Annotated in this window: 13 protein-coding genes, 1 tRNA gene and 1 riboswitch; of the genes, 5 read left to right on the top strand and 9 right to left on the bottom strand. The window is 46.3% G+C overall.

Going from position 1 to position 14,310, the window contains the following annotated elements:
- The 6 genes from thiC to ICN31_RS03740 form a co-directional block, all read right to left on the bottom strand.
- Complete coding sequence (gene thiC / locus ICN31_RS03765; RefSeq protein ID WP_216260751.1) at positions 1 to 1,908, bottom strand: phosphomethylpyrimidine synthase ThiC; 1,908 nt, start codon at positions 1,906 to 1,908, stop codon at positions 1 to 3.
- Positions 1,909 to 1,978: 70 nt separating this feature from the next.
- A riboswitch (TPP riboswitch) is annotated at positions 1,979 to 2,086 on the bottom strand.
- Positions 2,087 to 2,152: 66 nt separating this feature from the next.
- The gene (locus ICN31_RS03760; protein ID WP_216258725.1) at positions 2,153 to 2,995 is read right to left on the bottom strand and encodes an NUDIX domain-containing protein; all 843 of its coding nucleotides are present in this window, start codon (positions 2,993 to 2,995) and stop codon (positions 2,153 to 2,155) included.
- 248 nt (positions 2,996 to 3,243) lie between these two features.
- Positions 3,244 to 3,318 (bottom strand) — tRNA-Arg (locus ICN31_RS03755).
- 51 nt (positions 3,319 to 3,369) lie between these two features.
- Complete coding sequence (locus tag ICN31_RS03750; protein ID WP_216258723.1) at positions 3,370 to 3,510, bottom strand: hypothetical protein; 141 nt, start codon at positions 3,508 to 3,510, stop codon at positions 3,370 to 3,372.
- Positions 3,507 to 4,733, bottom strand: a complete 1,227-nt coding sequence (locus ICN31_RS03745) for an MFS transporter (RefSeq protein WP_216258715.1) — start codon at positions 4,731 to 4,733, stop codon at positions 3,507 to 3,509. Before ICN31_RS03745 ends, ICN31_RS03750 begins: the two co-directional genes overlap by 4 nt.
- Before the next feature lie 3 nt (positions 4,734 to 4,736).
- The gene (locus ICN31_RS03740) at positions 4,737 to 5,957 is read right to left on the bottom strand and encodes a CaiB/BaiF CoA-transferase family protein (RefSeq protein WP_216258713.1); all 1,221 of its coding nucleotides are present in this window, start codon (positions 5,955 to 5,957) and stop codon (positions 4,737 to 4,739) included.
- A 79-nt stretch (positions 5,958 to 6,036) separates the two neighbouring features.
- Between ICN31_RS03740 and ICN31_RS03735 the strand changes: the two genes are divergently transcribed.
- Together ICN31_RS03735 and parC are read left to right on the top strand one after the other, a co-directional pair.
- Positions 6,037 to 8,025: a DNA topoisomerase IV subunit B gene (locus tag ICN31_RS03735; protein ID WP_216258710.1), complete on the top strand. Its 1,989-nt coding sequence runs from the start codon at positions 6,037 to 6,039 to the stop codon at positions 8,023 to 8,025.
- The gene (gene parC / locus ICN31_RS03730) at positions 8,025 to 10,466 is read left to right on the top strand and encodes a DNA topoisomerase IV subunit A (protein WP_255530905.1); all 2,442 of its coding nucleotides are present in this window, start codon (positions 8,025 to 8,027) and stop codon (positions 10,464 to 10,466) included. Before ICN31_RS03735 ends, parC begins: the two co-directional genes overlap by 1 nt.
- Before the next feature lie 14 nt (positions 10,467 to 10,480).
- On the opposite strand, the gene ICN31_RS03725 is transcribed toward parC, so the two are convergent.
- Positions 10,481 to 11,440 (bottom strand): XdhC family protein, encoded by a 960-nt coding sequence (locus ICN31_RS03725; protein WP_216258706.1) that lies wholly within the window; start codon positions 11,438 to 11,440, stop codon positions 10,481 to 10,483.
- A 55-nt stretch (positions 11,441 to 11,495) separates the two neighbouring features.
- On the opposite strand from ICN31_RS03725, the gene ICN31_RS03720 reads away from it, so the two are divergent.
- Positions 11,496 to 12,146: an NTP transferase domain-containing protein gene (locus tag ICN31_RS03720; RefSeq protein ID WP_216258704.1), complete on the top strand. Its 651-nt coding sequence runs from the start codon at positions 11,496 to 11,498 to the stop codon at positions 12,144 to 12,146.
- Here the strand turns inward: ICN31_RS03720 and ICN31_RS03715 are convergent.
- Complete coding sequence (locus ICN31_RS03715; protein ID WP_216258702.1) at positions 12,143 to 12,601, bottom strand: RidA family protein; 459 nt, start codon at positions 12,599 to 12,601, stop codon at positions 12,143 to 12,145. The genes ICN31_RS03720 and ICN31_RS03715 overlap by 4 nt on opposite strands.
- 179 nt (positions 12,602 to 12,780) lie before the next feature.
- On the opposite strand from ICN31_RS03715, the gene ICN31_RS03710 reads away from it, so the two are divergent.
- Together ICN31_RS03710 and ICN31_RS03705 are read left to right on the top strand one after the other, a co-directional pair.
- Positions 12,781 to 13,146, top strand: coding sequence for a cytochrome c (locus ICN31_RS03710; protein ID WP_216258700.1), 366 nt, complete (start codon positions 12,781 to 12,783; stop codon positions 13,144 to 13,146).
- A 13-nt stretch (positions 13,147 to 13,159) separates the two neighbouring features.
- Positions 13,160 to 13,513, top strand: a complete 354-nt coding sequence (locus tag ICN31_RS03705) for a cytochrome c (RefSeq protein WP_216258698.1) — start codon at positions 13,160 to 13,162, stop codon at positions 13,511 to 13,513.
- 71 nt (positions 13,514 to 13,584) lie between these two features.
- On the opposite strand, the gene ICN31_RS03700 is transcribed toward ICN31_RS03705, so the two are convergent.
- Positions 13,585 to 14,223: a GntR family transcriptional regulator gene (locus tag ICN31_RS03700; RefSeq protein WP_216258697.1), complete on the bottom strand. Its 639-nt coding sequence runs from the start codon at positions 14,221 to 14,223 to the stop codon at positions 13,585 to 13,587.
- Between the last annotated feature and the right edge of the window lie 87 nt (positions 14,224 to 14,310).

Genomic DNA, 14,310 nt, shown 5'->3' with positions numbered 1-14,310 from the left:
TTATTGGTAAATTTCGCTACCGCGCTTACGAAACTCTGCTGACATTTCTTCCATGCCCTTTTCAGGGTCTGTCGAAACATCTGCAGTAATCGGAATCACTTTGCCTACTTTAGGATTGCCATCAGCATCCAGAGTTGCAGCGTAGTCACGCACTTCTTGAGTGATCTTCATGGAGCAGAACTTTGGACCACACATAGAGCAGAAGTGAGCAATCTTGGCGCCTTCAGCAGGCAGCGTAGCATCGTGATATTCACGTGCACGCTCAGGATCTAAACCTAGATTGAATTGATCTTCCCAACGGAACTCAAAACGGGCCTTTGATAGGGCGTTATCGCGGACCTGTGCACCAGGTAAGCCCTTAGCCAAATCCGCACCATGAGCAGCAATCTTGTAAGTAATGATACCTTCGCGCACGTCTTCCTTATCAGGCAGACCTAAGTGCTCTTTAGGAGTGACATAGCAGAGCATCGCTGTGCCGTACCAACCGATTTGAGCTGCACCAATACCGCTGGTGATGTGATCGTAACCAGGAGCAATATCAGTGATCAATGGTCCTAGGGTATAGAAGGGGGCTTCTAAGCAATGCTTGAGCTCTTCAGTCATATTCTCTTCAATGCGCTGCATTGGAACGTGGCCAGGGCCTTCGATCATGACTTGCACATCATGCTTCCAAGCTTTGGCAGTAAGTTCACCTAAAGTATGAAGTTCACCGAACTGAGCAGCATCATTCGAGTCTGCAATACAACCAGGGCGCAAGCCATCACCCAAGCTAAATGACACGTCATAGGCTTTCATGATCTCGCAGATTTCATCAAATCGGGTGTAGAGGAAGTTTTCCTTATGGTGCGCTAAACACCACTTGGCCATAATCGAGCCGCCACGAGACACAATGCCAGTGATGCGATCAGCAGTTAAGGGAACGTAGCGCAGCAATACACCGGCATGGATGGTGAAGTAGTCCACACCTTGTTCAGCTTGCTCAACCAAGGTATCACGGAACATTTCCCAAGTGAGATCTTCAGCAATGCCACCCGTTTTATCCAAAGCTTGGTAAATTGGAACTGTACCAATGGGCACTGGTGAATTGCGAATAATCCATTCACGGGTTTCATGAATATGCTTACCAGTGGAAAGATCCATGATGGTGTCTGCACCCCAACGAATGGACCACACCATCTTTTCGACTTCTTCGTTGATGGAGGAAGTCACAGCAGAGTTACCCAAGTTGCCATTAATCTTCACGCGGAAGTTACGACCAATAATCATGGGCTCTAATTCAGGGTGATTGATGTTCGCAGGAATAATTGCGCGACCAGCAGCAATTTCAGAGCGTACAAATTCACCTGTGACGATATCAGGCAGATTTGCACCATAAGACTTGCCTGGATGTTGCTTCAGGAGCTGCTTGTAGGCTGGGTCCTTGCGCAGTTGCTCCAGGCCCATTGACTCACGCAGGGCAACGTATTCCATTTCTGGGGTAACAATCCCTTTGCGGGCGTAATACATCTGGCTAACATTGCTACCAGCTTTAGCAACGCGTGGTGCGCTGATGTGCGAAAAGCGTAAGTTCTGGGTGGCTTCATCTTGAGCGCGGGCAACGCCATATTCAGAGCTAGGCCCTGACAATTGAATCGTATCGTTACGCTCAGTAATCCAAGTATCACGAAGTCTTGGCAAACCTTTTTCCAGATTAATCACAATCTCAGGATCACTATAAGGACCTGAGGTGTCATAGACCGGCACTGGTGGATTAGGGATCATTTCCTCGCCAACGCGCGTTGCAAGCTGCTCGATCATGCGGATCGGCGCCTTAACGTCAGGGCGTGAACCTTGTAAATAGGTTTTGGTTGAAGCAGGGTAAGCGAACTTCTGACCAAAGTCTCGCTCTAAGCTTTTTAAGCTTGGAATTTCATGTTTGGTTTTTTCTTTGTTTGTACTCACGTCCATCTCCTTACAGTTGTAGATGGACGAAACCGGGTGTCGGTCTGATGTAACTTCCCACGCCAGCATTACCTGGATCGGGTTCTAGGGTTTTTCTCAGCGCCTCTGGCATATTCTGCTTTAGAGGGCACCCCTGTTTCATCCTTAAGTAAAGATTTAACCATGAAATGGGGTTTGGGTTCAGGACTCTCTAGAAGGGCCCTAAAAAGGCCTAAAAAAGGGATTTATTGCGCCGCAGGATGTAGTCAGCCGTGACAAAAGCTGCGTCACTCGTAAATTCGTCAGCCAGTATGCGGGCAGCAGCTTCGGCTAAGGAGATCTGAATAAAGCCACTGACTTCACCATCATGATTGCTTGGAACAAACTGATCAGCTAGCTCTAAGTCATAGATAAAGAGCTGCTCATCATGAAAGCCTCGCCCAGGAATAGGGCGACGCATATGGATGCGACCAATAGGTTCAACTTGATCGGCAATTTGCGGAGGTACTCCCGCTTCTTCCCAAAGCTCGCGTTTCGCACAAACCCAAGGCGTCTCATCAGCAGAAATACCACCAGCTGCCATATTGTCTAGCTTGCCTGGATCAGTCGACTTTGTTTCACTGCGTCTACCCAACCAAAGGAGGCCAGATTTGGTGTAGCCATTGATATGAGTTGCCATACTTCGAAATCCAAAAGTACGAAATGCGGCGCGCTCCAAACGAAAGCACTGGTGACCGTGTTGATCAAGCCAAGCAAAATCTTCATTACGCCATCCGGGAACATAGCCGCCTATACGCATTTTGTCAGCCAACAGAGAAAGGCTGGCAGAGAGCGCTTGAGGTCGACCCAATTGAATCGCTAAGCAGTCGTTTTTCATGGTGATGAGAGGGATAGATTCTGCTTTAAGCGAGTCTTGCAAGTATGGGATGAATTCTGGATTTAAGTGACCAATGACTTGCGGTTTCTCAAGGCCACGAGAAAGATGGATTGGCATGAAGTCAGCCGGAGCAGAACGCGCCGTATTCTGAAGCATTTCTTCTAAGGCAGCGAGCGAACTGGTTGATAGACTATTCATCGCTTCGAGTTTAAGGTAACTTGCCAGTTTTAGTATTTTTCTAGGTGTTTGGGACTTTGCATTAGCCTCCCCCATAACATAAAACTTGGCAGTGTAGATGAACATATTTTCATATGTAAACGCAACAGAACACTTAGTAGTATCTGCCAATAGTTTAAGCAAGTCAGCTCACTCTATACAAATCTAAGACTTAGGAAAACTTTTGCCAACTTATCCACATTGCCTGTGGATAAGTTTTGATTTTTTTGTGGTCCCGCCGACAGGAATCGAACCTGTATCCCACGCTTAGGAGGCATGTGCACTATCCATTGTGCTACGGCGAGTTTGAATCCAATATCAATCTGTGTTATGGAAAAATACTTTCTCAGAACTCCTTACCATCCACACAAAGCCCAAACTTGATTGGTGATAGCAACCATCATGTCAGGCGCAAAGTAAGCAGAAAAAATAAGCAGCAAGACAAAAAGAGTAAAGCTATAAAACACGCATTGCCATAAAGAAAATTTCATATTCATGCGTTGACTGTGCGACTGATAGCCCGTTCTTTAACCGGTAAGTTCACTAAAAAGGCAAAGACGCCCAGTGCAATCGCAATTTCCCAAACGATTAAATAGGATCCTGTGCGATCAAATAAATAGCCACCCAAAAATGCGCCACAGAAGCTACCCAGTTGATGAGAAAAGAACACTAGACCAGAAAGCATACTAAGGTATTTAACGCCAAAGATTTGCGCAACGATGGCGTTTGTCAGTGGCACAGTTGAAAGCCATAAGAGCCCCATCATTGCAGCAAATATATAGGTACTCGTTGGGCTTAAGGGGAGCAGTAGGAAGCCGATAATCGCGATGGATCGGGTCAAGTAAATACCAGAGAGTAAATAGCGCTTCGGAAAGCGTTGCCCTAAGACGCCAGCACCAAAGGTCCCAAAAACATTGAATAAACCAATTAAGGCTAGAGCAGTAGTCGCTACTGCAGGAGATGCAACTGCTGGATAAGTTGACGACAGATCTTTGAGATAGGGCGCAAGATGCACTGCAATGAAGACTACCTGGAAACCGCAAACAAAATAACCTAAGGTCAGCAAACGAAAGCTGGGATTGCCCATAGCTTCTTTGACGGCCTGCTTAATTGTTTGATCACCTAGATGATTGTTCTGAACAAAATTTTTCTCGCGTAACATGTATGCGGTTGGAATCATGAGGCTAGCCATCAGCGCTAACAATAAGAGCGCGTCTTGTGCACCGAAAGCGCTCAGTAAACCTTGCTCAGCAGGAATCATGAGGAACTGACCAAAAGAGCCTGCGGCTGCAGCAATACCCATCGCCCAAACCCGTTTATCGGCCGGAACATTTCGACCTAGGATTCCGTAGACCACGCTATAGGTGGTTGCTGTTTGTGCTAGACCAATCATCAAGCCACCAGCAACAGTGAAATTGACGATATCGGTAGAAACTGCCATCCCAGCCAAACCCAATGCATATAGGAGGCCACCAGCCACCATGATCTTGAATGCTCCGTAGCGATCAGCCAGTGCGCCTGTAATCGGCTGGAATACGCCCCAAGTCAGATTTTGCAGGGCAATGGTTAAGGCAAACGTTTCACGACCCCATTCATTGGCAGAGGTGATCGGTAAATTGAATAAACCAAAGCCATGACGAATTCCCATGGACATGGTGACCATGAAGCCTCCAAAAATGAGGACTTGTTTGATAGTCAATGATGGTTTGATAGTGCTCATGGCTTAAATGATTCCTTTGTCGCGCAACTCATGGATCGCTTTGTTATCAAGATTGAGGCGATCATGTAAGATTTCTTCGGTATGTTGGCCTAATGTCGGTGGTGCCATGCGAACTTCAGTCGGTGTTTTAGAAAGCTTCATTGGGCTGGCAACCAATTTCATATTGCCGACAGTAGGGTGCGGTACATTGAGTTGAACATTTCTGGAGATGACCTGCTCATTCTCGAATACTTCTTTGAAGTCATTGATAGGGCCGCAAGGAACATTTGCCTCTTCTAATAAAGCAATCCATTCCCCTTTAGTTTTCTTGCGAGTCATTTGCTCTAGCAGAGAAACTAGTTGCTTGCGGTGTTGAACACGCAAAGGATTATTGACATAAAGTGGGTTATCAGCCAAATGAGCCTCACCACCCACTGTTACAAATTGTCTGAACTGGCCATTATTACCAGCAGCCACAATCATCCAGCCATCCGATGTTGGAAAGGTTTGATAAGGGACGATGATAGGAGAGGTATTCCCCCAACGTTTAGGAACTTCGCCGGTAGTGAGATAGGCGCTCGATATATTGGCCATTACTGCAATCTGCGTATCAAGCAAAGACATATCGATGTATTGACCTTCACCGGTGTGATCACGGTGGATGATGGCTGCCAGAATTGCCGAGGAGGCATACATACCAGTAAAAATATCGGCAATGGCAACACCCGATTTTTGGGGGCTAGCCCCTTCAAAATCATCAGCCTCACCGGTAACGCTCATAAAACCACCCATACCCTGAATAATGAAGTCGTAACCAGGGCGATGTGCGTAAGGACCAGTTTGACCAAAACCTGTAATCGAGCAATAGACAAGATCAGGCTTTACCCTCTTAAGACTCTCATAATCAAGTCCGTATTTAGCTAAATCACCAACCTTATAGTTTTCAATCACCACATCCGACTCTGCTGCAAGCTTGCGAATGATGTCCTGACCCTCAGGTTTTGAAATATCGATCGTGATAGAGCGCTTGTTTCGATTGATGCAAATAAAGTAGGCAGATTCCGCAGTTTCCTGACCATCGGCATCTTTAGCGAAAGGAGGGCCCCAATGGCGGGTGTCATCCCCAGAGCCAGGACGCTCAACTTTAATCACGTCAGCACCCAGATCTGCTAGGTTTTGGGCGCACCAAGGGCCTGCTAGCACCCGGCTAAGGTCTAAAACACGAATATGACTTAAGGCTCCCATGCCCTGATTTTGGCATGGATGACAGGGGAATTCTGGAAAAGTTCCGCTTTGAGCTCAGACATGGCTACAATTTGCGCGCATGGCTACCCGTAAAACTTCCGAATACAGCGAATCATCGATTCAGGTCCTAAAAGGCTTAGAACCAGTCCGTCAGCGGCCTGGAATGTACACCCGAACCGACAATCCCTTACATATTATCCAAGAGGTCTTGGATAATGCCTCGGATGAGGCATTGGGTGGATTTGGTAAGCAAATCATTGTCACTATGCATACCGATGGCAGCGTCAGCGTGGAAGATGATGGTCGAGGTATTCCAGTAGGAATGCATCCTACTGAAAAACTCCCCGTAGTTGAAATCGTATTTACCCAATTGCACGCTGGCGGCAAATTTGAAAAAGGTTCTGGTGGTGCATACGCATTCTCTGGAGGTTTGCATGGTGTTGGTGTTTCTGTCACCAACGCGTTATCCAAAAGATTAGAGGTAACCGTTTGGCGTGATGGGCAGATTTCTACTTTGACTTTTGCAGATGGCAGAGTCATTGAGAAACTCAAAACAAAGACAGCATCCAAAGAAGATAAATCCCATGGCACGCGTGTCCGTGCGTGGCCTGATGGCAAGTATTTTGATAGCTCAGCCATCCCAATGGCTGACCTGATTCGCCTTTTACGCTCTAAGGCAGTTCTATTGCCTGGCGTGAAAGTGACTCTCATACAAGAAAAATCGGGTGAGACTCAAACTTGGCAATATTCCCAAGGTTTGCGTGGCTACCTAAATGAAGCTATTGCACAAGCTGGACATGGGCCAGAAGTGATTCCTCCGTTCGAAGGCGAGCAATATGCTACAGGCACAGGGGAAGAGGATTCATTTGCTGAAGGTGAGGGCGCTGCTTGGGTGGTTTGCTGGACCGAAGATGGCGCACCTGTTCGCGAGAGCTATGTGAATCTCATTCCAACGCCTGCTGGCGGAACACATGAGAGCGGCTTGCGTGAAGGTCTCTTTAATGCTGTCAAAGGTTTTATTGAAATGCATGCCTTGCAACCAAAAGGTGTCAAGCTGATGCCTGAGGATGTTTTTGCCCGCGCCTCTTTTATTTTGTCTGCCAAAGTATTGGATCCGCAGTTTCAAGGGCAAATTAAAGAGCGTCTAAATTCTCGCGATGCAGTCAGACTGGTGTCAGGCTATGCAAAGTCTGCTTTAGAGCTTTGGCTTAACCAGCACGTAGATTATGGTCGCAAACTCGCTGACTTAGTCATCAAGCAAGCTCAAGCTAGAACTAGAGCTGGTCAAAAGGTAGAGAAGAAAAAATCTTCCGGCGTTGCAGTGCTCCCAGGAAAACTGACTGACTGCGAGAGTCAAGACATCTCCATGAATGAAATCTTCCTCGTGGAAGGTGATTCAGCGGGTGGTTCAGCCAAAATGGGTCGTAATAAAGAATATCAAGCCATCTTGCCTCTACGCGGTAAGGTTCTCAATACTTGGGAAGCAGAGCGTGATCGCTTATTTGCTAACAATGAGGTGCACGATATTGCTGTAGCCATTGGCGTAGATCCCCATGGTCTGAATGATGATCCCGATCTATCAAACCTTCGTTACGGCAAGGTTTGTATTCTGTCAGATGCGGACGTCGATGGAGCTCATATTCAGGTGCTTTTGTTAACTTTGTTCTACAAGCATTTCCCCAAGCTAATTGATTTGGGCCATGTGCATATTTCTAGGCCGCCATTGTTTAGGGTTGATGCGCCAGCACGCGGTAAGAAGCCAGCACAAAAAATTTATGCGCTTGATGCTAGTGAGCTGCAAGCAATTGAAGATAAATTGCGCAAAGATGGTGTTAAAGAATCTGCCTGGCAAATCTCTCGCTTCAAAGGCTTGGGAGAAATGAGTGCTGAGCAATTATGGGATACCACCCTAAATCCAGATACTCGTCGTTTATTGCCAGTCACCTTAGGTTCTTGGACCGAAGATGAAACTTTTAAAACTATGGATATGCTGATGGGCAAATCTGAATCAGGAGCAAGACGCGATTGGTTGGAAGAGCGCGGCAATGAAGTTGAGGCGGATATTTAATGGCAACGAAAAAAACTCCAGCTAAGAAGTCTGCAGTTCAGCAGGCCGATCTATTTTCTGATTCTATTGAGGTGGAGGAGTCTCCTAAGATGAAAACTACTTCAAAGAAACCTCAGGGCCCAAATGATCCACATGATCCAAAGACAATAGATCTCAATGAGGATAGCAAAGATAGCTTGACCTTAGCGGTTTACGCTGAGCGGGCTTATCTTGACTACGCGATTAGCGTAGTGAAAGGCCGTGCTTTACCAGAGGTATCGGATGGTCAGAAGCCAGTACAACGCCGTATTTTGTTCTCCATGAGCGAAATGGGTTTGCGTGCGGATGCTAAGCCAGTCAAGAGTGCCCGGGTGGTGGGTGATGTGCTCGGTAAGTTCCATCCTCATGGCGATCAATCTGCTTATGACGCATTAGTGCGTTTGGCGCAAAGCTTTTCATTACGTTATCCCTTAATTGATGGTCAAGGCAACTTTGGCTCACGCGATGGTGATGGCGCAGCTGCCATGCGTTATACCGAAGCCCGTTTAACCAAGATTGCAGGCTTGTTATTAAGTGAAATTGATGAAGGTACGGTTGATTTCGCACCCAACTATGACGGCTCATTTCAGGAACCTAAGCTATTACCAGCACGCCTGCCATTTGTTCTTCTCAATGGTGCATCGGGCATTGCCGTTGGTATGGCAACAGAAATTCCTTCTCATAATCTGCGTGAAGTTGCGAGTGCTGCCATTGCTTTGATGAAGTCGCCAAAGCTATCTACCACTGATTTACTAGGAATCATGCCGGGCCCTGATTATCCGGGCGGCGGACAAATTATTTCTTCAACAGCAGAGATTGCCCAAATTTATGAGACTGGCCGCGGCAGCATTAAGGTGCGCGCTCGCTGGTCAGTTGAAGAATTAGCCCGCGGTCAGTGGCAAATCGTTGTGAATGAATTACCGCCAGCTACTTCTTCTCAGCGCGTACTCCAAGAGATTGAAGAGATCACCAATCCAAAGGTGAGGGTTGGTAAAAAGACCCTAACTCCTGAGCAAAATAATCTGAAGTCCACCATTCTGAATGTATTGGATGGTGTTCGTGATGAATCGAGTAAAGATGCCGCAGTACGCTTGGTGTTTGAGCCCAAGAGCAAAAATATTGACGTTAATGAGTTTGTAAATCTTTTATTGGCTCATACCTCGCTGGAATCTAATGCGCCGACGAACTTGGTGATGATTGGTAATGATGGTCGTCCACGTCAAAAAGGACTCAAAGAAATTCTGTCCGAGTGGGTTGAATTCAGGGTTGCCACAGTCACTCGCCGCACCCAGTACCGCTTGGGTAAAGTGAAAGATCGCATGCATATATTGGAAGGGCGCTTAACCGTTCTTCTCAATATTGATAAGGTCATTAAGATTATTCGCAATAGTGATGAACCTAAGGCTGATTTGATTAAAGAATTCAAGTTATCCGATCGCCAGGCTGAAGATATTCTCGATATTCGTTTGCGTCAGTTAGCTCGTCTTGAAGGCATCAAGATTGAACAAGAGCTCAAAGAGCTCAAAGCTGAGCGCGATGATTTAGACGGCTTGCTACAAAGCGATTCCACTCTACGTAAGCGCATCATCAAAGAAATCGAATCCGATATCAAGGATTTTGGGGATGATCGTCGCACCTTAATTCAGGAAGACAAGCGTGCGATTGCAGAAACCAAAGTCATTGATGAACCAGTGACAGTCATCGTCTCCCAAAAAGGTTGGGTGCGTGTTCGTCAAGGTCATGAACATGATCCCACCCAATTTAGCTTTAAAGCGGGTGATGGCATGTATGACACCTTTGAGGTTCGTACTGTTGATGTGATGCAGGGCTTTGGTAGCGATGGACGAGTCTACACAGTGCCCGTCAGTGAATTGCCAGGAGCGCGTGGCGATGGTTCTCCATTAACCAGCTTTGTTAATTTGGCTGCTGGCTCACAAATGGTTGCTTACTACGCCGGTCAGCAAGATGATTTAGTGCTGCTGTCTACTAAAGCAGGTTATGGCTTTTTGGCTAACGTAGCAGATATGAGTACTCGCAATAAAGCGGGTAAATCTTTTGTCAGCATTGATGCCAAATTGATTGGTGATGCGCCCCTAGGCGCAGTTAAAGTTCAGACTGGTATGAAGCAAGTAGCTTGTTTATCGCAAGCGTCTAAATTACTGGTTTTCCCATTGGATGAACTTAAACGGCTACCCACTGGCGGTAAGGGTGTCATCCTGATGGGCTTAGACGATAAAGAATTCTTAGCATCTGCAATTGCTGTTGGATCAGATGGCGCAACTTATGCTGGTGCTGGTCGTGCTGGAAAGCCAACAGAGCTCAATCTGGATGCGAAGACACTCAAATCATTTGCTGGCAACCGCGCACGCAAAGGGCACTTTGTTGAACCACGTCTGAAAGACGGCAAGCTTAAGGCGAACTGAGCAAACTAGAGCGCTTAGTTTTTCTTTGGAATGCTAATTCCGTACCTCACGGCAATCACCTCTGCCAGAATCGACACTGCAATTTCTGGTGGAGTGAGCGCCCCGATATATAAGCCCACTGGGCCATGGAGTTTGTCTACCTGCTCTTGACTCAGATCAAACTCCAAGAGACGCTCTTTCCGTTTTTGAGTGTTCTTGCGACTACCTAATGCACCCACATAAAAAGCAGGGGACTTTAATGCCTCCATCAAGGCCATATCATCTAGCTTGGGATCATGAGTCAGCGCTACGACAGCAGTATGGGGGTCAACTCCAATTTCAAGCAATACATCATCGGGCATGCCCTTAAAGAAAATAATATCGTCACGATTTAAGCCTTCTGCGTATTCCTCACGCGGATCAATCACAATCACTTCAAAATCAGATGCTAGTGCAAAGTCTGCTGTGTAGAGCGATAGCTGACCCGCACCGATGATGACCATGCGCCAACGTGGTCCATAAGTAGTTTGCATTTCTTTGTCATTGCAAAGAAACTCATCATGACGAGAACCGGCACTTAGTGTGGATATGCCGGTACCGATGTTGACGGTACGCCGGGTGATTTGATGCGAAGAAATTTGCTCAAGCAGTTTTTCTAGTGTTGCCAGCTCAGGTTTGGGCTCAACGAGCAGTCGCAGAGTTCCGCCACAAGGAAGACCAAAGCGTGCCGCTTCTTGTTGACTTACTCCATAGACCACCATTTCAGGAGTGGCTCTAGTCAGAATTTCTGTTTGTACGCGACGAATTAGGTCATCTTCGACACAGCCACCCGATACAGAGCCAGCTACTTGACCATCATCACGAATGGCAAGCCAAGAACCAACTGGCCTTGGGGCAGACCCCCAGGTTTGAACAACCGTAGCAATAGCCACAGAATGACCAGCTTTCAGCCAATTGACAGCAGAGCAAAGGACGCTTAAATCGGTACTATTCATGCAGTGAGTGATCTTTATTGTTTATTTTTCTAGTTTCCTATTTATTATCACCCTAATGACATCTTTCGGCGAGCAACTTGGTTCAGCAAATCTTCGCTTGGCAGTGCTTTTGCTAGCTGCGGGCGAGGGCAGTCGTCTGGGTTCAATTCCTAAGGCGCTTCTGCATAAAGAGGGCAAAAGCCTTTTAAGTCATTTTTGCCTGGCGCTTAAGGCATCCTCACCAATTGAATTTATCGTTGTGACTGGCTTTCATGAACAAGAGATTGAGGCAGAGTTAAAACAGCTCCGACGAAATCATGATTTACCAATTCAATCAGTACGCAACCCTCATCCAGAACGAGGGCAAGCATCTTCAGTGCGTTTAGGACTTGAGGCTTTAAAGAGCGATTACGATGCGCTCTTAGTTGCTCTATGCGATCAACCTCTCGTGGGCGCTATGGAGATTGATGCATTGCTGAAGCAATTTGAGCAGCGGGATCAGTCCACAGAAATGGTATTGCCCATGGTGGGAGAGCAACGAGGTAACCCAGTCGTATTCTCATATAAAGTCATTGCAGATATTTTGGCAATACCCAAAATGGTCTGTAGACCTTACATGGATCACCATCCAGAGTTAGTGCAGATTTTTGCCACAGACAATTCAGCATATATTGCAGACGTTGATACCGAAGCTGACCTGTCTGAATTTAATTTAAAGCGCTTTTAAATCTCGGCGATTAATTCAATTTCAACGCAAGCGCCCAAGGGAATTTGTGCCACACCAAATGCACTGCGGGCGTGCTTGCCTTCATCGCCAAAGACTTCAGCAAGTAACTCTGAGCAGCCATTCATAACCAAATGTTGTTCGGTGTATTGATCGGTAGAATTGACCAATCCCATGACTTTGACGATGGACTTGATGCGATCTAGTGATCCCAAATGATTTTGTAATGTGGCGATGAGGTCAATCGCTACTGATCTTGCGGCAGCCTTACCAGCATCGGTATTCATGTCTTCACCCAATTTTCCGACCCAAGGTTTGCCATCTTTCTTGGCGATATGGCCTGATAGAAAAACCGTATTGCCAGTAGTTCTGGCCATCACGTAAGCCGCTGCAGGCGGGCCAGCCGTGGGAAGCTCAATCCCTAGAGATTTCAGGCGATCAAGATAGGGTTTATTCATGATGAAGAGTCCGTATTAGGTAGATGATGAATCTTACTGGTAAGCGCTTTGGCCCCATCTTCTTTGCGAGATTTTTAAGGATTTTGGGGGCTTCAATCTGTCAAATAGCGCTTCTAGAGGCATCAGTCCGCTATAATGTGTCCACTCGAATTAAATCAAACTCATTAAAACTGATTTCTATGAAAAAAAGAACAAATCTTCCTCGATTGCTACTGGCTACTGGTTTAGTGCTCGCTGGTTTTGCTGCCCAAGCCAATGAAGTGAAGGGGAATGCGACTGCTGCAAATGCCAAAGTATGGCTTTGCGTTGGCTGTCACTCTATACCTGAATACCGCGCTGATTACCCATTGGTCTATAAAGTGCCCATGATCGGCGGTCAAAATGCAGCCTATATTGCAAGTGCATTAGCGGCCTACAAGAAGGGCGAAAGAAAGCATCCAACCATGCGTGCTATTGCTGGCAGCCTTTCTGATCAAGATATGGCCGACCTTGGCGAATACTATGCTGCGCAAACAGCCAGCTCACCTAAAAACCCATTGAAGTGATAGAGATACGTTTATGAAATTTGCACTAATTACCGCAGTTTTGTTTTCCAGTATTGGCCTAGTGAATGTTGCTAGTGCTGCTAGCGTAGATAAGGGTCAGGCCTTGGTAGAGAAGGGCAATTGTGTTTCTTGCCATGGCGCTGGACTCAATGCACCCATCCTGCCAATCTATCCAAAACTGGCAGGTCAATACCCTGACTATCTTTACTATGTGCTAAAGGCATACAAAGTAGGGGGTAGCAATCCACAATATGGTCGTAACAACGCCATCATGGGAGCACTAGTTCAGGGATACTCTGATGCGGATATGCAAGACATTGCTGCGTACATTGCCTCCTTACCTGGAAACTTTGTTATTAGAAAGTAAGCTTTTTTTCTTAAATAAAGTAATGGCTTAGAGCAGCAATCTAAGCCATTCTTATTTATAGGCTTTTAATACTATCTTAAGGCTTCTAAGCCGTTTGCGAAGTGTTTTCGCATCGCAGATTCAGCTGCCAACTCATCCCGTTTAAGAATTGCCCTCAGAATCTCACGATGCTCAATGAGGGAGTTTTGAAGTCTTCCCGTGCTCGTTAGGGAGTCTTTTCTGTGTAATTTCAACACCTTTCTTAAATCATCAATCACACCATTCATCCAACGATTACCAGCAATTTGCTGGATTAGCTCATGAAATTTGCTATTGATTTCAAAGAATTGCTCAATATCTCGGTCTGCGGCAGCGGTTTCTAGACGATGATGCAAGTGATCTAAGAGATTTAACTCCTCTTCTGTAGCTTTAACGGCTGTTTCTTTCGCTGCTTGCCCCTCTAAAAGTGATAAAACAGTGAAAATTTGCACTAAATCACCCCGATTGACCTCTGTTACGTAGGCGCCGCGGCGCATTTTCATTGTCACTAGCCCCTCAGATGCCAATGCCTTGATCGCTTCTCGCATGGGTGTTCGGCTGATCCCAAATTGTTCTGCTAATGATTGCTCATCTAGCCAGCTGCCAGGGGCTAATTGTTTGGCAAATATCTGATCACGAAGCCTGTCGGCTACGTCCTCATATAGAGGCCTATTGTTCAGTTTTGTATTCATAATTATGTATACATATTAACTAGACAAATCCTAAATTGTCAAGCAGAATTAGTAGATTAGATGCAATGCAACAAATTGACTAGGAGC

The organism is Polynucleobacter sp. UB-Piko-W3 (assembly GCF_018881635.1).
Classification (GTDB): Bacteria; Pseudomonadota; Gammaproteobacteria; order Burkholderiales; family Burkholderiaceae; genus Polynucleobacter.
This window is presented reverse-complemented; position numbering and strand designations above follow the sequence as displayed.

Coding starts and splice junctions, on each gene's coding strand:
- ICN31_RS03710 (WP_216258700.1), top strand. CDS start 12,781: ATGAAAAAAAGAACAAATCTTCCTCGATTGCTACTGGCTACTGGTTTA.
- ICN31_RS03750 (WP_216258723.1), bottom strand. CDS start 3,510: ATGAATATGAAATTTTCTTTATGGCAATGCGTGTTTTATAGCTTTACT.
- ICN31_RS03745 (WP_216258715.1), bottom strand. CDS start 4,733: ATGAGCACTATCAAACCATCATTGACTATCAAACAAGTCCTCATTTTT.
- ICN31_RS03760 (WP_216258725.1), bottom strand. CDS start 2,995: ATGAATAGTCTATCAACCAGTTCGCTCGCTGCCTTAGAAGAAATGCTT.
- ICN31_RS03700 (WP_216258697.1), bottom strand. CDS start 14,223: ATGAATACAAAACTGAACAATAGGCCTCTATATGAGGACGTAGCCGAC.
- ICN31_RS03740 (WP_216258713.1), bottom strand. CDS start 5,957: ATGGGAGCCTTAAGTCATATTCGTGTTTTAGACCTTAGCCGGGTGCTA.
- ICN31_RS03705 (WP_216258698.1), top strand. CDS start 13,160: ATGAAATTTGCACTAATTACCGCAGTTTTGTTTTCCAGTATTGGCCTA.
- parC (WP_255530905.1), top strand. CDS start 8,025: ATGGCAACGAAAAAAACTCCAGCTAAGAAGTCTGCAGTTCAGCAGGCC.
- ICN31_RS03735 (WP_216258710.1), top strand. CDS start 6,037: ATGGCTACCCGTAAAACTTCCGAATACAGCGAATCATCGATTCAGGTC.
- ICN31_RS03725 (WP_216258706.1), bottom strand. CDS start 11,440: ATGAATAGTACCGATTTAAGCGTCCTTTGCTCTGCTGTCAATTGGCTG.
- ICN31_RS03715 (WP_216258702.1), bottom strand. CDS start 12,601: ATGAATAAACCCTATCTTGATCGCCTGAAATCTCTAGGGATTGAGCTT.
- ICN31_RS03720 (WP_216258704.1), top strand. CDS start 11,496: ATGACATCTTTCGGCGAGCAACTTGGTTCAGCAAATCTTCGCTTGGCA.